Raw genomic sequence first — 20,727 nt, forward strand, 5'->3', positions numbered from 1 at the left:
GCGATGCGAGGCGCACGGCATAAGGCCAGGCGCGCGGGCCAGCATTCCTACAGGGGGGAGGGCGTCTTGCCGACTGTTCGGCGCACAGGGCTTGCCTACCTTCGGTACATGCCCGATTCATCCCCCGGTCTCGCATCTGTCGATGGCCTCCATACCCTTGCGCAACGGTACGGCGACGCTCTGACCCTCGGCCACCTGGTTGAAGCCGGTGTCGACCGACTTCCTCTGCCCGGCGCCGGCCATACCCTGGCGCGCTGGCGTGTGCTGGCCTCGGTGGCCGCGCACGATCTCTCGCTGGTAAAGCTGTTCGAAGGCCACACCGACGCGCTCGCCATCCTGGCCGAACTGGGCGGCGCACCTGCCACGGAGCCGCACGCCCTGTGGGGCACATGGTGCGCGGAGCCGCCGGACGCGCGGGTCACGCTCGATGCCGATGAAGCCGGCCGCATCAGTCTGAGCGGCACAAAGGCTTGGTGCTCCGGCGCGGCAACGGTGACGCATGCAGTTGTCAGTTGCTGGAACGCGGCAGGCGAGCCCTGTCTTGCGGCCGTTGCCATTCGCCAGCCCGGCGTGCGCGTCACCGACGAAGGCTGGCACGCGGTCGGCATGGCCGGCAGCGCCAGCGTCGACGTGCATTTCGACAACGCCCAGGCCGTGCAGATCGGCCAGCCCGGCGACTACGTGCGCCGGCCCGGTTTCTGGCAGGGCGGCGCCGGCATCGCGGCCTGCTGGTTCGGCGGGGCGCTCGGCATCGCGCAGCGGGTGCGCCGCCCCGGTGGCGCCAAGCCCGACGCGCACCGGCTGGCCCACCTTGGCGCGATCGACGTGGCACTGACCCCGGCGGCCGCGATGCTGCGCGAGGCAGCCGCATGGATCGACCGCCATCCGCGCGACAACGCCCAGCGCGTCGCCATGCGCGTGCGCCTGGCGGTCGAGCAGGCCGCCACCCAGGTCATGCACCACGCCGGCCGTGCGGTCGGCGCAGGCCCGCTGTGCCGAGAGCCGCACTTCGCGCGCGCCATGGCCGACCTGCCGGTCTTCCTTCGCCAGAGCCATGCGGAGCGCGACCTGGCGGGGCTGGGCCAACTGGCCCTCGACGATGCCGCAGCCGCCACGCAAGACAACGAGCAAGACAACAAGCAAAAGGGGCCCCCGTCATGGACGCTGTAGCAAGCCGCGCCATCCGAGGCGATGGCACCACCGAGGCGGAATGGCACAGCTGGCCCGGCTTGTCCGCGCTGCCCACCATCGATTTGCATGCGCTTGTGCCCGAAGGCGCCCGCGCGGTGGTCGTCGCGCCGCACCCCGACGACGAGGTCCTCTCGGTGGGCGGCCTGCTGGCCCAGCTGGCCGACATCGGCACGCCAGTGGCGGTGATCGCCGTCACCGATGGCACCGCCAGCCACCAGGGCTCCACCGAATGGCCCGCCGACCGACTGGCGCAGACCCGACCGAGCGAGACCCTTCAAGCCTTGCGGTGCCTGGGCCTGCACATCGAGCCGATACGCCTGGGCCTGCCCGACGGTGGCCTGCAGGTGTCTCGCGCCTTGCTGGCCGCGCGGCTCGTGCAGCTGCTGCGCCCGCGCGACGTGGTGTTCACCACTTGGCGCCAGGACGGCCACCCCGACCACGAAGCGACAGGCGAAGCCTGCGCGCTGGCCGTGGCCAGCACCGGCGCGCGGCTGGTCGAAGTGCCCGTGTGGGGCTGGCACTGGGCCGGCCCCGGCGACGCCCGCGTGCCGTGGCAGCGCGCCTTTCGCGTGGTGCTGAGCGATGACGCGGTGCGGCGCAAGCGCGCGGCCGTGCAAGCCTTCACCAGCCAGTTGCTGCACGACGCATCCACCGGCGCCGGCCCCGTGCTGCGCGACACCACCGTGCAGCGCGCGGCGCGCCCGTACGAGGTGGTGTTTCTGTGAGCGCGAGCAAGCGACCCTATTTCGACGCGATGTATGCCGGCGGCAGCGACCCCTACGGCGTGCGCGATCGCTGGTACGAGGCCCGCAAGCGCGCCGTGCTGCTGGCGGCGCTGCCGCGGGCGCGCTACGGCAAGGCCTACGAGCCTGGCTGCGGCATCGGTGAACTCACGCTGGCGCTGGCGCCGCGCTGCGACGACCTGCTGGCCGCCGACTTCTCTGCCGATGCGGTCGAACACGCGCGGCAACGCACCGCCGCGCTCCCTAACGTGCGCGTCGCCCAACACACCCTGCCGGGCGACTGGCCGCACGAGGCCGGCCCGTTCGACCTGATCGTGCTCAGCGAGGTGGGCTACTTTTTGCAGCGCAACGACATGGAGCGCGTGGCTGACTGCTGCCGCCAATCGCTGGCTGCCGACGGCACGCTGGTCGCCTGCGACTGGTGGCCGGACTTTGCGCAGCGCAGCCTGTCCACCCACGCGGTGCACGCGACGCTGGCCGCCATTGGCCTGGCGCGGCTGGTGCTGCACGAGGAAGACGACTTCGTGCTGCAGGTGTGGTGTCGGGATGCGCGATCGGTGGCGCAGCGCGAGGGCATTCGCTGATCTGCGCGGCAATGCCGGGTCGCTGAAACCCGTCAATGCGCATGTCTGAAAAGCGTTCAGCGCAATGCTCGGCCTCGCAAACAGGACATTCGTGACCTGTTTCTGATGGCAGCCGGACAACTTGCGTTTTCAAGCCACGGCGCGGTGACGCCACTGAGCCGGCTTGTTCGGCGAGCGTGCCTTGAACATGATTGCTACGCCGGCAAACGTCGTGCAAACGGCCGTCTTCTCGCGCTCGATTTCAGCGTTTGCAGTGCCGCGAACGCGTCGTTACGATCCCGCGCCTTGCCCTGAAAAAAGGAACGCACGGGTGCTTTCGACGACTGCTTTTCCCCCTGATTCCAATGCCGCTGACAGCGCCAACGCCGCCTTGCAGCAACGCAGCCGGCGCCACGTGTGGCACCCCTGCACCCAGAGCATCCGCCTGGACGCGGTGCCCCCTCTGCCCATTGCGCGCGGCCAGGACGTGTGGCTGTTCGACGCCGAAGGCCGGCGCTACATGGACGCCACCAGCTCCTGGTGGGTCAACCTCTTCGGCCATGCGCACCCCGCGCTCAATGCCGCGCTGAAAGACCAGCTCGACAAGTTCTCCCACGTGATGCTTGCGGGCTGCACCCATGCCCCGGCGGTGGAACTGGCCGAGCGACTGTCCGCGCTCACGGGCCATGCGCTGGGCCATTGCTTCTATGCGTCGGACGGCGCGTCGGCGGTGGAGATTGCGTTGAAGATGAGCTTTCACGCCTGGCGCAACGCGGGCCACGCCGGCAAACAGCGCTTCGTGGCGTTGAAGCAGGGCTACCACGGCGAAACCCTCGGCGCGCTGCACGTGACCGACGTGCCCGTGTTCCGCGACGCCTATGCGCCGCTGCTCGCCAACGCGAACCGAGTGGCCTCGCCGGACGCGCGACAGGCAAGGCCGGGCGAAGACGCCGCCGCCGTGGCGCACCGCGCGGCCGATGAACTCGACGCACTGCTGGCCGCGCAGCACCACACCATTGCCGCCGTCATCGTCGAGCCGCTGGTGCAGTGCGCCACCGGCATGGCCATGTACAGCCCGGAGTACCTGCGCCGCGTGCGGGCAGCGTGCGACCGCCATGGGGTGCACCTCATCGCCGACGAAATTGCGGTGGGCTGCGGGCGCACTGGCACTTTCTTTGCCTGCGAGCAGGCCGGCATCTGGCCGGACTTTCTGTGCCTGTCGAAGGGCATCAGCGGCGGCTATCTGCCGCTGGCGCTGGTGATGACCAGTGACGCCATCTACCAGGGCTTTGTCGACGACGATGTGGCACGCAGCTTTCTGCATTCGCACTCGTACACCGGCAACGCGCTGGCCTGTCGCGCGGCGGTGGCCACGCTCGACCTGTTCGCGCAAGAAGACGCCTTGCGACGCAACCAGCGCCGCGCCGCGCGGCTGCTGCAGCGCTTGCGCGCGGGGCTCGACCCGCAGGCGGCCAACCACCTGCACCTGCGCCAGTGCGGAATGATCACCGCTTTCGATGTGCGCGACCCCGGCCCGCGCTTTGCGGAGCGCTTCCACCTGGCGGCGCGCGCCAACGGCCTGCTGATGCGCCCGATAGGCGCCACGGCGTATCTGATGCCGCCCTATGTGATCGATGACGACGAGATCGACCAATTGGTAGACGCCACCCTGGCCACGCTGAAGACCGTCACTGCCACCCACCCGAACGAAGGCGCCCGAGATGTCGCGCTTGCTTGACCGCCTGCAGAGCGAGATGGCCGCGCTCGATGCACAACAGTTGCGCCGTAGCCGCCACATCGCGGAAACCGCCTGCGCGCCCGAACAAGCGCTGACGCTGGCCGGCACATCCCAGCCGCGCACCATGCTCGGCTTCAGCAGCAACGACTACCTGGGCCTGGCCGCGCACCCGGCGCTGGCCGCGGCATGGGCCGAAGGCGCGGCGCTGTACGGCACGGGCAGCGGCGGCTCGCACCTGATTCAGGGCCACTCGCGCGCGCATTCGCAGCTCGAAGAGCGCCTGGCCGCTTGGATGTCGCCGTTCATTCCCGAGGCACGCAGCCTGTTCTTCTGCACTGGCTACATGGCCAACCTGGCGGTGCTGTCGGCGCTGGGCGGGGCCGACGCGGTGATCTTCTCGGAGGCGCTGAACCACGCCTCGCTGATCGACGGTGCGCGGCTGGCCAAGGCGCGGGTCGTGCGCTATGCGCACTGCGACATGGCCGCGCTCGACGCGCAACTGGCCGCGTGCGATGCGCCCGTGAAGCTCATCGTGAGCGACGCGGTGTTCAGCATGGACGGCCACATCGCGCCGGTGGCCGATCTGCTGGCGCTGGCCGAGCGGCACGACGCCTGGCTGGTCATCGACGACGCCCACGGCTTCGGCGTGCTGGGCGCCACCGGGCGCGGCGTGCTGCAGGCGCTGGGTCTGCGCTCGCAGCGGCTGGTGCTGGTGGGCACGCTGGGCAAGGCGGCGGGCGTGGCGGGCGCTTTTGTGGCGGCGCACCGCACCGTGGTCGACTACCTGGTGCAGCGCGCGCGGCCTTACATCTTCACCACGGCCGCGCCGCCCGCGGTGGCGCATGCCCTGCTCGCGAGCCTAACGCTCATCGAAGGCGAGGAGGGCGCGCAACGTCGGCTGCGCCTGCAGGCGCGTATTGCGCAACTGCGCCTGGGCCTGCAGGCGGTGCTGCCCGCGGACGGCAGCGCATGGCTGGCACCGTCGCCCACCGCCATTCAGCCGCTGATGCTGGGCGACAACGCGCGGGCGATGCGGGTGACGGCGCAGCTCGATGCGCTGGGCATCCGCGTCGGCGCGATCCGTCCGCCGACCGTGCCTGCGGGCACCGCGCGGCTGCGCATCGCGCTGTCGGCCAGCCACAGCGAGGCCGATGTGGCGCGGCTGGTGGACGCCGTGGGGCAAGCCCTGGCACAACCCCTGATGAAACCCGCGAAGGAGCCCGCATGACACGCCGCCAATGGTTCGTGACGGGCACCGACACCGGCATCGGCAAGACGCTGGTCAGCAGCGCGATGCTGCACCTGCTGGTCGGCTCGGGCGTGCGCGCGGTCGGCATGAAGCCGGTGGCCGCGGGGCTGGAAGAGGTGGGCGGCGCGGGCGGTCAGTGGCACAACGAAGACGTCGAGCGGCTGCATGCCGCCGGCAACGTCGACGCGCCGCTTGCGCTGCGCTGTCCCTACCTGCTGCGCGCGCCGATGTCGCCGCACCTCGCTGCAAAGGAAGAGGGCGTGCGCATCGTGCTGCAGCCCATCCTCTCGGCCTTCACGCAGTTGCAGACACTGGCCGATGCGGTGGTGGTCGAAGGCGTGGGCGGCTTCTGCGTGCCCTTCTGCGACGACCTGGACAGCGCCGACCTGGCGGTGGCGCTGGGGCTGCCCGTGGTGCTGGTCGTCGGCCTGCGGCTGGGCTGCCTCAGCCATGCCTTGCTGACAGCGGAGGCCATTCGCGCGCGAGGCCTGGTGCTGGCGGGGTGGGTGGCGAGCAGGGTCGATCCGTCGATGCTCGCGCCGCAAGCCAACTTGCAGACGCTGCGCGCCCGCCTTGGCGCGCCGCTGCTGGGCGTGGTACCGCACCTGGCCCAGCCCGATGCGGCGCAGGCCGCCCGCCACCTCGACCTGCGGGCCCTGCGCGCCACGGCGGCTCATGCGGCCCGTTTCGCGTGCCGCGCACAGCCTCTGGCTTCAGCCGCGCTGGCCTGACTCCGTCAGCCGCTTGGCGCGCGCGCCGCCCTGGCGCTCCAGCATCCAGCCGGGGTACTCCGCGGGCAGGGCGCTCACCTTGTCGAGCGTGGCCAGCTCGTCGGCCGTCAGCTTGATGGCGGTGGCCGCGATGTTGTCGTCCAGTTGCTCGGCGCGCTTGGCGCCGATGATCACGCTGGTCACCACCGGCTGGTGCAGCAGCCAGGCCAGCGCAATCTGCGCGACCGACACCTTGCGCGCGTCGGCCAGCTGGCGCATCACGTCGATGCAGTCGTAGGCGCGCTCCACGTTCACCGGCGGAAAGTCGAAGCTGGCGCGGCGGCTGCCTTTTTCGGCTTCGATGTCACGCCCATATTTGCCGCTCAGCAGCCCACCCGCCAGCGGGCTCCACACCATCAGGCCGACGTTCTCGCTGCGCAGCATGGGGGCCAGCTCGCGTTCCAGATCGCGCCCTGCAATCGTGTAGTACGCCTGCAGCGACTCGAAGCGCGCCAGCCGGTCGCGCTCGGCAATGCCCAGCGCCTTTGCAATCTGCCAGGCCGCCCAGTTCGACACGCCCACGTATCGCACATGGCCATGGCGCACCAGCGTGTCCAGCGCGTGCACGGTTTCCTCGATGGGGGTGAGCGGGTCGAAACCGTGAATCTGGTACAGGTCGATGTGGTCGAGCTGCAGGCGCTTCAGGCTGGCTTTCACGCCGTCCATGATGTGAAAGCGCGAGGCGCCGGCCGAGTTCACGCCCTTGCTGCCGGTTTCGCCCAGCACCTTGGTGGCCAGCACGAAGCTGTCGCGCGGCGCCTTCAGGTTCTTCAGCGCCTGCCCGGTGATTACCTCCGACAGGCCGTCGGAGTACACGTCGGCCGTGTCGATGAAGTTGATGCCGGCGTCCATCGCCTTGCCGATCAGCCCTTCGGCCTCCGACTGCTGCAGGTTGCCGATCTGGCCCCAGATGCCGGTGGAGCCGCCGAAGGTCATGGTGCCCAGGCACAGTTCGGAAACCAGGAGGCCGGTGCGGCCGAATTTGCGGTACTGCATGAAAGTGGTCCTTTGCGTGGCGGCGCCTGAACGGGCCGAAAAGCCCCGGCGGCTGCAAAAAGTATCCCGCCGCCACCCCCCGCGTGGCGAGCGCGTTCCTGCAAAGGTCTTGCCTATTTCTCCAGACCTCCCGCCGGGCGCGTGCAGATTCGCGGGTGCGGCGCTAAGCTGCAAACCGCTCATTCCTCCAGGGTGGCCGTTGCGTGGCTGCCCCCCTTCATCGTGACAAGGCCCTGAACATGTCCGACTCCCCACCCGAAATTGGCGCTGCCACTTCCGCTGCCCTTGCCCAGCCGATGCCGCTGGAGCCCGAGCTCGACGAAGCCAGAAAAGAACTGGTGCAGCTCATCAACCGCATCACACGCGGGCAGGACGGCACCGTGGACACGCCCGTGGCGGGCCTGCAGGTGTTCTGCATCAGCAAGCCCGACGGCCCCAAGCACGCCTTTGCCACGCCTGCGCTGGGCCTCATCGCCCAGGGGTCCAAGCGCATCATCGTGGGCGACGACATCTACGTGTACGACCCGATGCACTACCTGGTGACCTCGGTCGACCTGCCTGTGTGCGGCCAGGTGCGCGTGACCAGCGAGCACGAGCCCTATCTGGGCCTGCGGCTGGAGCTGGCGCTGGACGAAATCGGCGAGCTCATCGGCGACGAAAAGCTGCCCGCCAAGGCCAACGCGCCCGCGTCGCGCGGCATGTACGTCAACCGCATTGCCATGCCGGTGCTCGACCCGGTGCTGCGGCTGCTGCGGCTGCTGGAAACGCCGGAAGACGTGCCCATCATGGCGCCGATGATCAAGCGCGAGATCATGTACCGCCTGCTGGTGAACGGCGAGGGCGCGCGCCTGCGCCAGATTGCGCTGCAGGACAGCCACACCCAGCGCATTACCAAGGCCATCAGCGCGCTGCGCGTCAACTATGCGCAGTCGCTGCGGGTGGAGGACATGGCGCGCGCGGTGCACATGAGCGTGTCGTCGTTCCATCACCATTTCAAGGCGGTCACGGCCATGAGCCCGCTGCAGTACCAGAAGCAGTTGCGCCTGCAGGAGGCGCGCCGCCAGATGCTGGTGACCGGCACCGACGTGGCGAGCGCGGCGCACAGCGTGGGCTACGAAAGCCCTTCGCAGTTCGCGCGCGAGTACGGCCGCATGTTCGGCGCGCCGCCGCTGCGCGACAAGCAGCGCTGGCTCAGCGAGGCGGGGAACGACGCGCTGGGCGCGGCCTCCATGGCGGCTGCGTAGCCGCGGCGTTTCTTCAACGCTGACTACGCGGCTTGTGCGTGCGCGCGCGTCCTGCCGTCCTGCAAGGGCTTGCGCGGGCGTCCGGCGGCGCAACGGCAGGGCGTAGCCACACTGCTTGCTTTCTCACAGCAAAGCCCATGGCCGAATCCAAAGTCGCCATCTACGGCGCAATTGCCGCCAACGTTGCCATTGCCGTCACCAAGTTCGTCGTGGCCGGCGTCACGGGCAGTTCCGCGATGTTGTCCGAAGGCATTCATTCGGCGGTCGACACCTTCAACGGCGTGCTGCTGCTGGTGGGCATTCGCCTGAGCAAGCGACCGCCCAGCGCGGAGCATCCGTTCGGGCACGGCAAGGAGCTGTACTTCTGGAGCCTGATCGTCGCGGTGCTGATCTTCGGGCTGGGCGGCGGCGTGTCGTTCTTCGAGGGCGTGCAGCACATTCGCCACCCCGAGCCGATGCGCGACCCGACCTGGAACTACGTCGTGCTTGCCGCTGCCGCCGTGTTCGAAGGCGCGAGCTTTGTCATTGCGCTGCGGGAGTTCCTGAAGCAGGCCGGCGACACGCCGTTCTGGGAGGCGCTGGACCGCAGCAAGGACCCGACCACCTACACCGTGCTTGCCGAAGATTCGGCGGCGCTGGCGGGCCTGTTGGTGGCGGGGCTGGGCATCTATTTCAGCCACAGCCTGAACATGCCTGAGCTCGACGGCGTGGCCTCCGTGGTCATCGGCCTGTTGCTGGCCGGCGTGGCCGTGTTCCTGATCCGCCAGGCGCGCGGCCTGCTGATTGGGGAGGGCATTCGCCCCGAGACGGCCCGCGCGATCCGCGAGATGGCCATGGCCCAGCCCAGCGTGGAGGAGGTCGGCCATGTGCTGTCGATGTACGTCGGGCCCAACGACGTGCTGGTGGTGGTCGACGTCAACTTCCACGACGACACCGACACCGGCGAAGCGGCCGATGCCATTGCCGCCATCGAGAAGCAGGTGCGTGCGCGCTTTCCGATGATCAAACGCTTGTTCATCGAGGCCAGCGACGCGCCGGCCGCCGAGGGTGCGGTGCTGGGTGCTGCGCACTGAGCCCACCGCTCGCCCGCTCGCCGCTCGCCGCCCGCCCGCTCGCCCGCTCGGAGAGCTTGAGCCCGGGACAAGGGCTGGCGCCCCCCGCTAGCATCGCCCGCTCATGACGCCCACTGCACCCACGACCCCCACAACCAACCGTCCGTTGGTCATCGCCTCGATCATGGCCTCCATGGCCATGGTGGCCATCGAAGCGACCATCGTCTCCACCGTGATGCCGCAGATCGCCTCCGAGCTGGGCGGGCTGCACCTGTACAGCTGGGTGTTCGCGTCTTTCCTGCTGGCGCAGACCGCCATGACGGTGGTGTTCGGCAAGCTCAGCGACCTGTACGGGCGCAAGCCGGTCATGTTCGTGGGCATCGCGATCTTTCTGGTCGGCTCAGTGCTGGCGGGCTTTGCGTGGTCGATGCCGGCCATGATCTGCTTTCGCTTGATCCAGGGCATTGGCGCGGGCGCCATTCAGCCGGTGGCGCTCACCATCGTGGGCGACCTGTACCCGGCGCGCGAGCGCGGCAAGGTGCAGGGCTACCTGGCCAGCGTGTGGGCCGTGTCGGCCGTGGTGGGGCCGATGATCGGCGCGCTCATCGTGCAGAAGCTCCAGTGGGGCTGGATCTTCTGGATCAACGTGCCCATCGGCCTGGCCGCCGCGTTCGGCTTCTGGCGCTACCTGCACGAGGCGCCCACCGTTCGGCGTTCGTCCATCGACATCGCGGGCGCGGTGCTGTTCACGGTGGGCATTGCCGCGCTGATGATTGCGCTGACCGACTTCGGCATCGGCGACATGGGAAGCGCGGCGCTGTGGACGGCGGTGTTCGTCGTCACGCTGGTGCTGTTCGTGATGCAGGAGCGCCGCGCCGCCGACCCGATGGTGTCGCTGCAGCTGTGGGGCGCGCGCATCATCGCCACCGTGAACGGCGCGGCCATGCTGGGCGGCATGGTGCTGATCGGCATCACCACCTTCTTGCCGATGTACGTGCAGGTGGTGCTGCAGCGCTCGTCGGTCACTGCCGGACTGACGCTCACCATGGTGATGCTGGGCTGGCCCATTGGCGCCACGCTGACTTCGCGCACCTTCCACCGCATCGGCCTGTGGCGCATGGTGCTGATTGGCGCGGTGCTCATTCCCATGGGCACGGCGGCTTTTGCGCTGCTGTCTTCGAACAGCACGCCGGCGCTGGCGGCGGTGGGCTCTTTCATCATGGGCCTGGGCATGGGCGTGATGAGCCTGGCCTCGCTGATCCTTATTCAGGAGGCGGTCGATGTCGCGCAGCGCGGCGTGGCCACCGCGTCGAACGTGTTCTCGCGCAACCTGGGCAGCGCCCTGGGCGCGACCTTTTTCGGCGCGGTCTTCAACTTCGGGCTGACCCGTGGCGACGGCGCCATGGCCTTCACCGACGATCAACTTCGCTTGCTGCTGCAGGGCTCACACGGCTCGGCCGCGACCGACGCGGGCATCCGGCTGGCGTTGGGCGGCTCGCTGCATCTGACCTTCATGACGATGCTGGTCGTGAGCATCGGTGTGGTCGCGCTGGCGTTGCTGCTGCCCAAGGAGGGGCTGGAGAGCCACGCGGTGGGGGCGAGCAAGCCTGCAGCGAAGTAGGGTGCCGGGCACTTAAGACCGAAAAGGCTTCTTCATGTACGCCAGATAGAAGCCAGGCGTGTAGTCGTCGATGCGGGCGTATTCCTCGTAGCCGTGCTTGATGTAGAACGCACGCGCCTGCCATTCAAAGGTGTCGAGCTTGGCGTTCTTCGCGCCCAGCGCGATGGCTTGGCGCTCGGCTTCGGCGAGCAGGCGGCTGCCCAGGCCGGTGCCGCGCACATCCTCTTCGACGAACAACACCTCGATGCAGAGCCAGTAGAGAAACACGAAACCGCGCAGGCCGCCGAGCACGCGGCCGCTGTCGTCCCGCGCGTTCAAGCGGATGTATTGCTGCTCGGGGTACTCGCCGACGAAGCCGTGGTTGTAGTGACGCAGCTTGCGGCCGAGTTCACCGGAGCGCAGTTCTTCGGGCGTGGCGGCGGTGATGGTGATGTTGTTCATTCAGGTCAAGGCCAGGGTGATGAGCTTGGGTGTGAGGAAGCCTGCGACCAGTGCCACCGACACGAACACCAAGTCGCTCACATAAACGGGCTTTCGGGTCAGCGCGCCGGCGGCGGGGCCGAGAACAAGCGGTACGGCGACAAGCAGCAGCCCCGCGATCAGCGCAGAGCCGGTGAGGTAGTGCGACACGCTGCCCCATGCCGCCCCCATCACCGCGATCCCGAGGAATGCGATGGGTCTGGCGACGGGTTTCTCTTCGGGCGGTCTGGTGCCGGCTGGCGATACGGGCGAGGTCGCAGCCGCGTGCCAGACCGTGCACGCGGCGAACGACAGCAATGTGACCAGCGCCACCAGTCCGCCGCTGAACGCGGGGATGACCCAGGCCAGCAGCAAGGCAACTGACAGGCCTGTGACGGTGGCGAGCACCACGCGCCAGAAGAGCAATGCGGCGAGCAATCCGATGAGGTCGTCCATGGTTTCCTTGTTCTCCTCGAAGCGTGCCACTTTACCGGCCTGCATTGGCTGCAGCACGCAGTTCAGGGCGCGTGCAAAGGCCGCCGGGTACTCCCCTCCGCGAATGTCCCCCGGGGCTTCGCCCCTCCTCCTTTATTTCGCTGCGGGGAGCACCCGACGCCCTGTGCACCAGGGCACGCTCTGGGTGATCGCACGATCAACGACCGCTCTGAAAACGCTCACGTCGATGGGGTGCCTTGCGCAGCGAAATAAAGGAGGAGGCCGCAGGCCGGGGGACATTCGCGGAGCAAGGTACCCCGTCGGCGTGAGCGCCGCCCTGAACAACGCACCCCGAACGGCCTCAGGCAGGCACCGCATATCCTTCAACGCTTTCGTTCCTTGCGAACCGCGCCATGAGTTGATAGCGTCACCCTCTTCGTTGAAGCACACGCGCGCCGAGTGGGCTTGCTTGCAGCAGCGCGCCTGCGCGTGCATTCTCGACAGCGTGCCGCTCGCCTTCAAGCGCGGCCCTTCTCATCCACACCGCCCACCGTCAAGACAAGACACCCCCATGACCTACCACGCCGACTCCAAGCGTTACGAAGCCATTCCCTACCGCCGCGTGGGCCGCAGCGGCCTCGTGCTGCCCGCCATCTCGCTCGGGCTTTGGCACAACTTCGGCGACACCACCCCCATCGCCACACAACGTCAGCTGCTGCGCACCGCCTTCGACCTGGGCATCAACCACTTCGACCTGGCCAACAACTACGGCCCGCCCTACGGCAGCGCCGAAACCAACTTCGGCCGCCTGCTGCGCGAAGACTTCAAGCCCTACCGCGACGAGCTCATCATTTCGAGCAAGGCCGGCTGGGACATGTGGCCCGGCCCGTACGGCAAGGGCGGCGGCTCGCGCAAGTACGTGCTGGCCAGCCTCGACCAGAGCCTGCAGCGCCTGGGCCTGGACTACGTCGACATCTTCTATTCGCACCGCTTCGACCCCGAAACGCCGCTCGAAGAAACCGCCTCCGCACTGGCCCAGGCCGTGCAGCAGGGCAAGGCGCTGTACATCGGCATCTCTTCGTACTCGGCCGGCAAGACGCGTGAAATGGCCGCGCTGCTGCGCGAGTGGAAAGTGCCGCTGTTGATTCACCAACCGGCCTACAACCTGTTCAACCGCTGGGTCGAAAAAGACCTGCTGAACGCCACCGACGAACTGGGCGCGGGCGTGATCGCCTTCACGCCGTTGGCGCAAGGGCTGCTGACCAACAAGTACCTGAAGGGCATTCCGGACGATGCACGCATCCACCGGCCCGGCGGCGGTTCGCTCAAGCAGGAGCACCTGTCCGAGGACAATATCGAGCGCGCCCGCGCACTCGACAAGATCGCGCAGCGCCGCGGCCAGACGCTGGCGCAGCTTGCGCTCACGTGGACGCTGCGCGATGCACGCGTGACCTCCGCGCTCATCGGTGCCAGCCGGCCGGAGCAGATCGTCGACAACGTGGCGGCGCTGTCGCACGCGCCGCTGAGCGCCGAAGAACTGGCCGAGATCGAAAAGTACGCGGTGGAAGGCGGCGTCAATCTCTGGGAAAAGCCGTCGACCGATTTCGCGTGAAAGCACCGGCTCGCTAAGCGCATCAGGAAACTTGGAATTCGTCTTTGTCAAAGGCGCCGGGGCTTTGCAGAATCGGGTGAAGCATTCATTCGATTCATTGCCATGCCATTGCGCACCCATTACCTTTCCCCGGCCGCCCAGGCGCGCCATGTGCTCGACCTGACGGTCAAGGCCTGGCGCATTGCGCCAAGTTCGCCCCGCGCGATGGCGCGGCGCGCAGCGCATGGCTATGTGCCGACCCGCGCCTTGCGCAGGCTGCACGCCACCGCGGTGCTGGCCTTGTTGCCGCATTCGTGGTGAACTCGTCCCCAGGCGGCTGACCGCCCAACCTGGAGACCCGGATGCTGATCGTTCTGGGTGGCTTGCCCGGCACGGGCAAGACCACCATTGCGCGCGAAATGCTCGCGCTTTTTCCTGCGACTTACCTGCGCATCGATACCATCGAGCAGGCCCTGCGCTCGGCCGACGTTCTGGCTGGTGACGTGGGGCCCTCGGGCTATGTGGTGGCCTTTGCACTGGCCCGCTCCAATCTTGCGGTGGGGCAGTCGGTGCTGGCGGATTGCGTCAACCCCTTGCCAGTGACGCGGGAGGCCTGGCGTGCGGTGGCTGCAGAGGGGCTGTCACGCATCGTCGAGGTCGAGATCGTTTGTTCCGACGTCGCCGAACACAGGCGCCGAGTCGAGCAGCGAACCGTGGATGTTCCGGGCCTCGTGCCGCCCACATGGGCCTCGGTGCAGCAGCATGACTACTTGCCGTGGACCACGCAGCGCCTTGTGATCGACACCGCCACCACCAGCGCGCGCGACGCGGCGCAGCGCAGCGCATCGTCGCCCAGGCCGGCTCGGTCATTCATGCGCAACAGGTGCAACCAAGCGATGGTTCGAACTTCGTGTAGTCGGATCTTTTAAACAATGCCACCAGCGCTTACGAGCAGGATGAACGGAGCCGGCTGCCTTTGCTTTTCAATTCCTCGACCATTCCGGCGGATAGGGGAGCTTTGGAGATACGTAGCGTCGGCAGTTTCAGACCCTGCCGATGAATAAAAGATATGTCGGCAAATACCATGCATTCGGCCAATTCGCGGTTGCGCTTTTGTCCGTAGATAAATCAGAAACCAATCGTCCGCATGGAAAAAATAATTCCCTTGTCCTCAGAGAACATCGCCCAGTTTGTGCCCTTGTATCGGTCCGTCTTCAATTCGCCTCCATGGAATGACGGCTGGTCTGACACAGCTGTCGCAGAGCGGTTGGCGGCCTTTGCCGCATGCCCGAACTTCCATGGATTCGGCTTGACTCACGCAGGTGAATCCATGGGTCTGGTCTTCGGACAAGGTGAGCGTTGGGTCAATGGGTGGACTTTTCACATCAAGGAGTTGTGCGTTCACGCGGCAGTGCAGCGCCAGGGTCAAGGCAAGAAACTGATGCTCGCTTTCGAGGCACATCTTCAACAGCTCGGATTTCTCGGCGCCGACCTGCAGACTGCAGATGCCGCACCGGCCCGGCTCTTCTACGAAGGCCTCGGCTACAAATCGAGCGGCTTGGTCAGCCTGTACAGAAAGTTCGCATGAGAGAGCTGTTGCTCTACGGCAGTGCCGGCTCCGGCCATTCGTACAAGGTACGGTCCTTCCTGCTGCTGGCGGGGATTGCGCACGCCTGCGAGTGGGTCGATCTCGGGCTTGCCAGAACGGCGCGCCCCTCAGCATTCATTGCAGCAAGCAAATTTGGCGAGGTGCCAGTTCTCGTCGACAGCGGCACGGCGTACTGTCAGTCGAACGCGATCCTGATGCATCTCGCGCTGCGAGATAACGCGTTTGCGGGAGAAAAATCGGAGTGGCCCACGGTCGTCGAGTGGCTTTCGTGGGAGGCGAATCGCGTGGGCTTCAGCATCCCCAATTTGCGCCATTCAATGCTGTGGGCACGTCAGCCGTCCGAAGTCGTTGCGTATCTGCGTGAACGCGCAATTGCCGACCTGAGCACGCTGGACGGTGCACTCCGCAGCACGGAGTTTCTCCTGCCCTCAGGGCCGACCATTGCAGACCTTTCATGTTCTGCGTATCTCTTCTGGCTTTCTCAGGCTGGCATTGCAGAGGACGAATTTCCTCATGTCGCACGCTGGCTGCGTTCACTTCGGTCCGTGCAAGGGTGGGTCCATCCAGACGATGCCTTGAGGGCATAGGCAAACAGCACATATCGATAGAGGAATTCAGCGCAAACGATGCGCGCGATGCCCAAGAGAATTCGCAGCAATTCTTTCAAGAGCGTGTCCCGCCGCACACCGTGTCCTATTCGCTGTCTTTGCTCGACAAGAGCCTGATCCCTGAAGGCGCTGACGCCGCACAGGCGTTCCAGCACACCATTGCGCTCGCGCAAAGCGCGGAGCGGCTGGGCTACCGGCGCTACTGGTTGGCCGAACACCACGGCAACAAGAACTACGCAGGCTCCGCGCCCGAAGTGCTGGCCTCGCATGTGCTGGCCAAGACATCGCGCATCCGCGTGGGCACGGGCGGCGTCATGCTGCAGCACTACAGCCCGTTCAAGGTGGCCGAGACTTTCCGTGTGCTCGCATCGCTGGCACCAGGGCGGGTGGACCTGGGCATCGGCAAGGCGCCGGGTGGCCTGCCGCTGACCAGCAAGGCGCTGCAGTGGCTGCACGCGCCCGACAAAACCCGCAGCGCAGACTTCGCCTTGCGCCTGGCAGAGCTCGATGCCTTTCTGCACGACGGCGTGGCCGCAGGCCACGCACTGGCCGGCGCGGTGGCCACGCCCAACCCGCCGCAATTGCCGCAACGCTTGCTGCTCGGCGGCAGCCCTGAAAGCGCCGTGCTGGCGGCGCGCCTGGGCTGGCAGTTTGTGTATGCGGGGCACTTCAATGGCGACCCGGTCAACCTCGAACAATCTGTCGAGGCCTACCGCGCCCGAGCCGGCCGCGCGCCGCTGCTCGCGCTGTTCGCGTTCGCGGCGCACACCCACGCGCAGGCGGCCGAACTCGTCGGCGCGCTGCGCAGTTTTCGGGTGCACCTGCCCACCGGGCAGAGCGTGAACCTGCCAAGCCTGCAAGCCGCGGCCGAGTTCGCGCGGCAGGCCGGCGTGAGCGACTACCGCACCGAAGAGCGCCGCCCGCATGTCATTGCAGGCACCGGCGATGAGGTGCGCGACGCACTCGATGCGCTGAGCGCGCGCTACGGCATCGAGGAGTTCGTCATCGACATCCCGGTGGCCGACTTTGCGGCGCGCCACGCATCGGTCGAGCTGCTGGCGCAGGCGTGCGAGGCGGCTGCAGCCTGAGTCCGATTTTCCTTTTCCTCACACAAGAACGATCGTCATGAGCAACATCAAGTTCGGCGTCATGCTGCAAGGTGCCGGCAGCCACATGAATTCCTGGAAGCATCCGGGCGGGCCGGCCGATGCCAGCGTCAACCTGGCGTTCTTCGTGCGCACCGCGCAGAAGGCCGAGGCGGCGGGCATTGCCTTCGCGTTCGTGGCGGACGGGCTCTACATCAACGAGAAGTCGATTCCGCACTTTCTCAACCGCTTCGAGCCCATCTCTATTCTGTCGGCGCTCGCCGCCGTCACCTCGAAGATCGGGCTGGCGGGCACCGTGTCCAGCTCCTACAGCGACCCCTTCACGGTGGCGCGCCAGTTTGCCTCGCTCGACCTGCTCAGCGGCGGGCGTGCGGGCTGGAACGTGGTGACCACGCCGCTCGAAGGCAGCGCCAGGAACTACAGCCGCACGCACCCCGAGCATGCGCAGCGCTACGAGATTGCCGACGAGTACCTGGCCGTCACGCAGGGCCTGTGGGACAGCTGGGACGACGACGCCTTCGTGCGCAACCGCAAGACTGGTCAGTTCTTCGACCGCGACAAGCTGCACACGCTGGACCACAAGGGCCGCTTCTTCGAGGTGGCGGGGCCGCTGAACATTCAGCGCTCAGCGCAGGGGCAGCCGGTGATCTTCCAGGCGGGGTCGTCCGACGCGGGCATCGGGCTGGCGGGCAAATATGCCGACGCGGTGTTCACCCATTCGCCCTCGCTCGAAGACACACGCGGCTTTCTGCGCCAGGTGAAAGCCAGCGCGGTGGCGCAGGGCCGCCAGGCCGACGACGTGAAGATCTTTCCGGGCATCGGCCCCGTGGTCGCGGCCACCGAGCAAGAGGCCGAGGCCAAGTACAACCTGATTCGTGAACTGCTGACGGTGGACGAAGCACTGGCCTACCTGGGCCGCTTCTTCGACCACCACGACTTTGGCCAGTACGCGCTGGACGAACCCTTTCCCGAGCTGGGCGAGATCGGCCGCAACAGCTTTCGTTCGACCACCGATCGCATCAAGGCCAACGCGAAGGCCAAGGGCCTGAGCCTGCGCGAAGTGGCGCTGGAGGTGGCCACGCCGCGCACACAGTTCGTGGGCACCGGTGAGCGCATTGCCGACGAAATCATCCGCTGGGTGGACGAGGGTGCGGCCGACGGCTTCATCCTGGGCTTTCCGGTGCTGGGGCAGGGGCTGGACGACTTCATCGAGTTCGTCATTCCGGTGCTGGAGGCGCGCGGGCGCTACAGCCGCGAGCTGCCGGGGCACACGCTGCGCGACCACCTCGGCCTGCCGCGCAAGGCCAGCCGCCATGTGGCACAAGGCAATGAAGCCTTGGTGCGGAGGGCTGCCTGATGCGCGAAGAGTTTGTGTACACCACGCCGCTCGATCCGCGCGCGAAGCCGTTGCTGGACGGCCTGGCCTTCGAGTACGACACGCGCTACGGCGACGTGTTGCGCGAGCCCGGCGAGCCGCGAGAAATCGACCGCTATCCAGCGCACCTGTTCGCGCCGCCGAACGGCAACTTCGTGCTGCTGCTGCGCGACGGGGTGGCAGTGGGCGGGGGCGCGTTCATGCGGCGCGACGCGCGCACCGCGGAGCTCAAGCGCGTGTGGACGCAGAGCGACCTGCGCCGACAGGGGCTGGCGCGCAAGGTGCTGCGGGAGCTGGAGGCGCAGGTACAGCGCCAGGGCTATGAGCGCATTTGCCTGACCACCGGTTTTCGGCAACCCGAGGCGGTGGGGCTGTACCTGGGCCACGGTTACACGGCGCTGTTCGAGCCCGCCGCCGACCCCGAGACGCCGCGCAAGCTGCCGTTCGAAAAGCAATTGAGGGTGGGGCGCCAGCAAGACCGCGCGGCGCATGTTCAGCCGCACGAGGCGGTGACGCGATGAACACCACCGTTCTAGACGCCGGCGCCGAACCGCGCGAGCCCGCGCCGGTTCGTTTGCCGCCCGCGCAGCCACACAAACAACCGGAACGCGCCACGCCGGCCAAGGGCGACTACTCGCACTTTCGCATCGTGCCGGCCCGCTACCCGGCGCGCACCGCGGGCACCGTCTTCGCGGTGCTGGTGATTGCCGTCGTGCTGTATTCCACGCTGACCAACCCGCGCTGGGGTTGGGGCGTGTTCGCCGAATGGTTCTTCGCGGAGCCGGTGCTCGAAGGCCTGGGCCGCACGCTGCTGCTGACGGCGCTGGGCGCGGTGCTGGGCTTTTTCTTCGGCACGGGGCTGGCCTTGGCGCGGGTGTCGCGCTCGCCGCTGCTGGCGCGGCTGTCGTGGGTGTTCACCTGGCTGTTTCGCTCGATTCCGGTGATCGTGCTGCTGCTGATCATCAACAACCTGGGCTACCTGTACGAGACGGTGACGCTGGGCATTCCGGGCACCGATGTCACCTTCTTCTCGTACCCGACCACGCAGCTGATCAGCCCCTTCGTGGCGGCCCTGCTGGGCCTCACGCTGAACCAGGCGGCCTTTGCGTCGGAGATCGTGCGCGGCGGCATTCTGTCGGTGGAGCAGGGGCAGCTGGAGGCCGCGGCGGCGCTGGGCCTGTCGCGCGGCAGGCAGTCGTTTCGCATCGTGCTGCCGCAGGCGATGCGCACCATCTTGCCGACCGCCTTCAACGACATCATCGGGCTGGCCAAGGGCACGTCGAACCTGTACATCCTGGCGCTGCCCGAGCTGTTCTACACGATCCAGATCATCTACCGGCGCAACCTGGAAGTGATTCCGCTGCTGATGGTGGCCACCGTGTGGTATCTGGTCATTCTGACGGTGCTGTCGGTGGTGCAGCACTATGTGGAGCGGCACTTTTCGCGCGGTGCGCTGCGCAATCCGCCGAGCGCGTGGCTCGGCAAGGTCGTGAGTGGCTGGTGGCCCGCGAAGGCTCCTGCGATCACACCCGCGGCGCAAGCACCCGCTCCCGATGCCCCCGCGCAGGTGCCACGCTGGACCGACCCGCTCACGCTCGGCGGCGAGGTCACCATCCACGGCGTGTCTAAGAGCTTTGGCGCGCTGAAGGTGCTCGACGACGTGACGCTCACCGTGGGCCAGGGCAGCGTGACGGTGATCCTGGGGCAGTCGGGCTCGGGCAAGTCGACGCTGCTGCGCACCATCAACCACCTGGAGCGGGTGGATGACGGCTTCATTGCCATCGACGGCGAGCTCATCGGGTACCGGCGCGACGCCGACACGCTCTACGAGCTGCACGAAAAAGACATTCTCAAGCGCCGCGTCGACGTGGGCATGGTGTTCCAGAACTTCAACCTGTTCCCGCACCTCACGGTGCTGGAGAACATCGTGGAGGCGCCGGTCTCTGTGCGGGGCCTCTCGCGGGCCGATGCCGAGGCGCTGGCACTCGAGCTGCTGGTGCGCGTGGGCCTGGCCGACAAAACGCACGCCTACCCGCGACAGCTCTCCGGTGGCCAGCAGCAGCGCGTGGCCATTGCGCGTGCGCTGGCGCTCAAGCCCAAGGTGCTGCTGTTCGACGAGCCCACCTCCGCGCTCGACCCCGAGCTGGTGGGCGAGGTGCTGGCCGTCATCAAGCAGCTGGCGCGCTCGGGCACCACGCTGGTCATCGTGACGCACGAGATCGGCTTTGCGCGCGAGGTGGCAGACACCATCGTCTTCATGGAGCGTGGCCGCATTCTGGAAACCGGCACGCCGGAGAAGGTGTTCAACGCGCCGGCGCATCCACGCACGGCCGAGTTCTTGGCCAAGGTTCTTTGATTTCTTTTCTTTCGCTTTTTT

Annotated in this window: 21 protein-coding genes; 18 read left to right on the top strand and 3 right to left on the bottom strand. The window is 67.4% G+C overall.

Annotated elements, in window-relative coordinates:
- The first annotated feature begins 108 nt into the window (after positions 1-108).
- The 6 genes from VLK31_RS12165 to bioD all read left to right on the top strand — a co-directional run bounded on the left by VLK31_RS12165 (position 109) and on the right by bioD (position 6,215).
- On the top strand, positions 109-1,170 hold the full coding sequence (locus tag VLK31_RS12165; protein WP_409168644.1) for an acyl-CoA dehydrogenase: 1,062 nt from the start codon (positions 109-111) through the stop codon (positions 1,168-1,170).
- Complete coding sequence (locus VLK31_RS12170) at positions 1,158-1,916, top strand: PIG-L deacetylase family protein (protein ID WP_409168645.1); 759 nt, start codon at positions 1,158-1,160, stop codon at positions 1,914-1,916. The genes VLK31_RS12165 and VLK31_RS12170 overlap by 13 nt, the downstream gene beginning before the upstream one ends.
- Positions 1,913-2,518, top strand: coding sequence for a class I SAM-dependent DNA methyltransferase (locus VLK31_RS12175; protein WP_409168646.1), 606 nt, complete (start codon positions 1,913-1,915; stop codon positions 2,516-2,518). Before VLK31_RS12170 ends, VLK31_RS12175 begins: the two co-directional genes overlap by 4 nt.
- A gap of 310 nt (positions 2,519-2,828) precedes the next feature.
- Entirely contained in the window at positions 2,829-4,235 is a 1,407-nt protein-coding gene (gene bioA, locus VLK31_RS12180) for an adenosylmethionine--8-amino-7-oxononanoate transaminase (protein WP_409168647.1), read from the top strand.
- On the top strand, positions 4,219-5,463 hold the full coding sequence (gene bioF / locus VLK31_RS12185) for an 8-amino-7-oxononanoate synthase (RefSeq protein WP_409168648.1): 1,245 nt from the start codon (positions 4,219-4,221) through the stop codon (positions 5,461-5,463). The genes bioA and bioF overlap by 17 nt, the downstream gene beginning before the upstream one ends.
- A complete protein-coding gene (bioD, locus tag VLK31_RS12190; RefSeq protein WP_409168649.1) occupies positions 5,460-6,215 on the top strand; it encodes a dethiobiotin synthase in 756 nt (251 codons plus the stop codon). The genes bioF and bioD overlap by 4 nt, the downstream gene beginning before the upstream one ends.
- Here the strand turns inward: bioD and VLK31_RS12195 are convergent.
- Entirely contained in the window at positions 6,198-7,250 is a 1,053-nt protein-coding gene (locus VLK31_RS12195) for an aldo/keto reductase (protein ID WP_409168650.1), read from the bottom strand. The two genes, bioD and VLK31_RS12195, sit on opposite strands and share 18 nt — an antisense overlap.
- 239 nt (positions 7,251-7,489) lie before the next feature.
- Here VLK31_RS12195 and VLK31_RS12200 point away from each other — a divergent pair, with 239 nt between their 5' ends.
- The 3 genes from VLK31_RS12200 (at position 7,490) to VLK31_RS12210 (ending at position 11,167) form a co-directional block, all read left to right on the top strand.
- The gene (locus tag VLK31_RS12200) at positions 7,490-8,494 is read left to right on the top strand and encodes an AraC family transcriptional regulator N-terminal domain-containing protein (RefSeq protein ID WP_409168651.1); all 1,005 of its coding nucleotides are present in this window, start codon (positions 7,490-7,492) and stop codon (positions 8,492-8,494) included.
- A gap of 137 nt (positions 8,495-8,631) precedes the next feature.
- Positions 8,632-9,567: a cation diffusion facilitator family transporter gene (locus VLK31_RS12205; RefSeq protein WP_409168652.1), complete on the top strand. Its 936-nt coding sequence runs from the start codon at positions 8,632-8,634 to the stop codon at positions 9,565-9,567.
- Positions 9,568-9,670: 103 nt separating this feature from the next.
- Positions 9,671-11,167 carry an MFS transporter gene (locus tag VLK31_RS12210; protein ID WP_409168653.1) on the top strand — a complete coding sequence of 499 codons (1,497 nt, stop codon included), beginning with the start codon at positions 9,671-9,673 and terminating at the stop codon, positions 11,165-11,167.
- Between the two features lie 12 nt (positions 11,168-11,179).
- On the opposite strand, the gene VLK31_RS12215 is transcribed toward VLK31_RS12210, so the two are convergent.
- Positions 11,180-11,608, bottom strand: a complete 429-nt coding sequence (locus tag VLK31_RS12215; RefSeq protein ID WP_409168654.1) for a GNAT family N-acetyltransferase — start codon at positions 11,606-11,608, stop codon at positions 11,180-11,182.
- Entirely contained in the window at positions 11,609-12,082 is a 474-nt protein-coding gene (locus tag VLK31_RS12220) for a hypothetical protein (RefSeq protein WP_409168655.1), read from the bottom strand.
- A 550-nt stretch (positions 12,083-12,632) separates the two neighbouring features.
- Between VLK31_RS12220 and mgrA the strand changes: the two genes are divergently transcribed.
- The 9 genes from mgrA to VLK31_RS12265 all read left to right on the top strand — a co-directional run bounded on the left by mgrA (position 12,633) and on the right by VLK31_RS12265 (position 20,706).
- Positions 12,633-13,673, top strand: a complete 1,041-nt coding sequence (gene mgrA, locus VLK31_RS12225; RefSeq protein ID WP_409168656.1) for an L-glyceraldehyde 3-phosphate reductase — start codon at positions 12,633-12,635, stop codon at positions 13,671-13,673.
- A 102-nt stretch (positions 13,674-13,775) separates the two neighbouring features.
- Positions 13,776-13,973 carry a hypothetical protein gene (locus VLK31_RS12230; RefSeq protein ID WP_409168657.1) on the top strand — a complete coding sequence of 66 codons (198 nt, stop codon included), beginning with the start codon at positions 13,776-13,778 and terminating at the stop codon, positions 13,971-13,973.
- Between the two features lie 41 nt (positions 13,974-14,014).
- A complete protein-coding gene (locus VLK31_RS12235) occupies positions 14,015-14,581 on the top strand; it encodes an AAA family ATPase (protein WP_409168658.1) in 567 nt (188 codons plus the stop codon).
- Positions 14,582-14,799: 218 nt separating this feature from the next.
- Entirely contained in the window at positions 14,800-15,240 is a 441-nt protein-coding gene (locus VLK31_RS12240) for a GNAT family N-acetyltransferase (RefSeq protein WP_409168659.1), read from the top strand.
- Positions 15,237-15,848: a glutathione S-transferase family protein gene (locus VLK31_RS12245; protein WP_409168660.1), complete on the top strand. Its 612-nt coding sequence runs from the start codon at positions 15,237-15,239 to the stop codon at positions 15,846-15,848. The genes VLK31_RS12240 and VLK31_RS12245 overlap by 4 nt, the downstream gene beginning before the upstream one ends.
- Positions 15,849-15,949: 101 nt before the next feature.
- Positions 15,950-16,957 (top strand): LLM class flavin-dependent oxidoreductase, encoded by a 1,008-nt coding sequence (locus VLK31_RS12250; protein WP_409168661.1) that lies wholly within the window; start codon positions 15,950-15,952, stop codon positions 16,955-16,957.
- Between the two features lie 37 nt (positions 16,958-16,994).
- Entirely contained in the window at positions 16,995-18,332 is a 1,338-nt protein-coding gene (locus VLK31_RS12255) for an LLM class flavin-dependent oxidoreductase (protein ID WP_409168662.1), read from the top strand.
- Positions 18,332-18,871, top strand: coding sequence for a GNAT family N-acetyltransferase (locus tag VLK31_RS12260; RefSeq protein ID WP_409168663.1), 540 nt, complete (start codon positions 18,332-18,334; stop codon positions 18,869-18,871). The genes VLK31_RS12255 and VLK31_RS12260 overlap by 1 nt, the downstream gene beginning before the upstream one ends.
- Complete coding sequence (locus tag VLK31_RS12265) at positions 18,868-20,706, top strand: amino acid ABC transporter permease/ATP-binding protein (protein WP_409168664.1); 1,839 nt, start codon at positions 18,868-18,870, stop codon at positions 20,704-20,706. The genes VLK31_RS12260 and VLK31_RS12265 overlap by 4 nt, the downstream gene beginning before the upstream one ends.
- Positions 20,707-20,727 lie beyond the last annotated feature (21 nt).

Source organism: Variovorax sp. H27-G14 (genome assembly GCF_046156345.1).
Lineage (GTDB): Bacteria > Pseudomonadota > Gammaproteobacteria > Burkholderiales > Burkholderiaceae_C > Variovorax.

What these genes read in the sequence shown, in the direction of transcription:
- VLK31_RS12195 (WP_409168650.1), bottom strand. Translation starts at nt 7,250, where the DNA reads ATGCAGTACCGCAAATTCGGCCGCACCGGCCTCCTGGTTTCCGAACTG.
- VLK31_RS12170 (WP_409168645.1), top strand. Translation starts at nt 1,158, where the DNA reads ATGGACGCTGTAGCAAGCCGCGCCATCCGAGGCGATGGCACCACCGAG.
- VLK31_RS12230 (WP_409168657.1), top strand. Translation starts at nt 13,776, where the DNA reads ATGCCATTGCGCACCCATTACCTTTCCCCGGCCGCCCAGGCGCGCCAT.
- VLK31_RS12265 (WP_409168664.1), top strand. Translation starts at nt 18,868, where the DNA reads ATGAACACCACCGTTCTAGACGCCGGCGCCGAACCGCGCGAGCCCGCG.
- VLK31_RS12210 (WP_409168653.1), top strand. Translation starts at nt 9,671, where the DNA reads ATGACGCCCACTGCACCCACGACCCCCACAACCAACCGTCCGTTGGTC.
- VLK31_RS12215 (WP_409168654.1), bottom strand. Translation starts at nt 11,608, where the DNA reads ATGAACAACATCACCATCACCGCCGCCACGCCCGAAGAACTGCGCTCC.
- VLK31_RS12255 (WP_409168662.1), top strand. Translation starts at nt 16,995, where the DNA reads ATGAGCAACATCAAGTTCGGCGTCATGCTGCAAGGTGCCGGCAGCCAC.
- VLK31_RS12260 (WP_409168663.1), top strand. Translation starts at nt 18,332, where the DNA reads ATGCGCGAAGAGTTTGTGTACACCACGCCGCTCGATCCGCGCGCGAAG.
- VLK31_RS12200 (WP_409168651.1), top strand. Translation starts at nt 7,490, where the DNA reads ATGTCCGACTCCCCACCCGAAATTGGCGCTGCCACTTCCGCTGCCCTT.
- bioF (WP_409168648.1), top strand. Translation starts at nt 4,219, where the DNA reads ATGTCGCGCTTGCTTGACCGCCTGCAGAGCGAGATGGCCGCGCTCGAT.
- VLK31_RS12235 (WP_409168658.1), top strand. Translation starts at nt 14,015, where the DNA reads ATGCTGATCGTTCTGGGTGGCTTGCCCGGCACGGGCAAGACCACCATT.
- VLK31_RS12205 (WP_409168652.1), top strand. Translation starts at nt 8,632, where the DNA reads ATGGCCGAATCCAAAGTCGCCATCTACGGCGCAATTGCCGCCAACGTT.
- mgrA (WP_409168656.1), top strand. Translation starts at nt 12,633, where the DNA reads ATGACCTACCACGCCGACTCCAAGCGTTACGAAGCCATTCCCTACCGC.
- VLK31_RS12165 (WP_409168644.1), top strand. Translation starts at nt 109, where the DNA reads ATGCCCGATTCATCCCCCGGTCTCGCATCTGTCGATGGCCTCCATACC.
- VLK31_RS12240 (WP_409168659.1), top strand. Translation starts at nt 14,800, where the DNA reads ATGGAAAAAATAATTCCCTTGTCCTCAGAGAACATCGCCCAGTTTGTG.
- bioD (WP_409168649.1), top strand. Translation starts at nt 5,460, where the DNA reads ATGACACGCCGCCAATGGTTCGTGACGGGCACCGACACCGGCATCGGC.
- VLK31_RS12220 (WP_409168655.1), bottom strand. Translation starts at nt 12,082, where the DNA reads ATGGACGACCTCATCGGATTGCTCGCCGCATTGCTCTTCTGGCGCGTG.
- VLK31_RS12245 (WP_409168660.1), top strand. Translation starts at nt 15,237, where the DNA reads ATGAGAGAGCTGTTGCTCTACGGCAGTGCCGGCTCCGGCCATTCGTAC.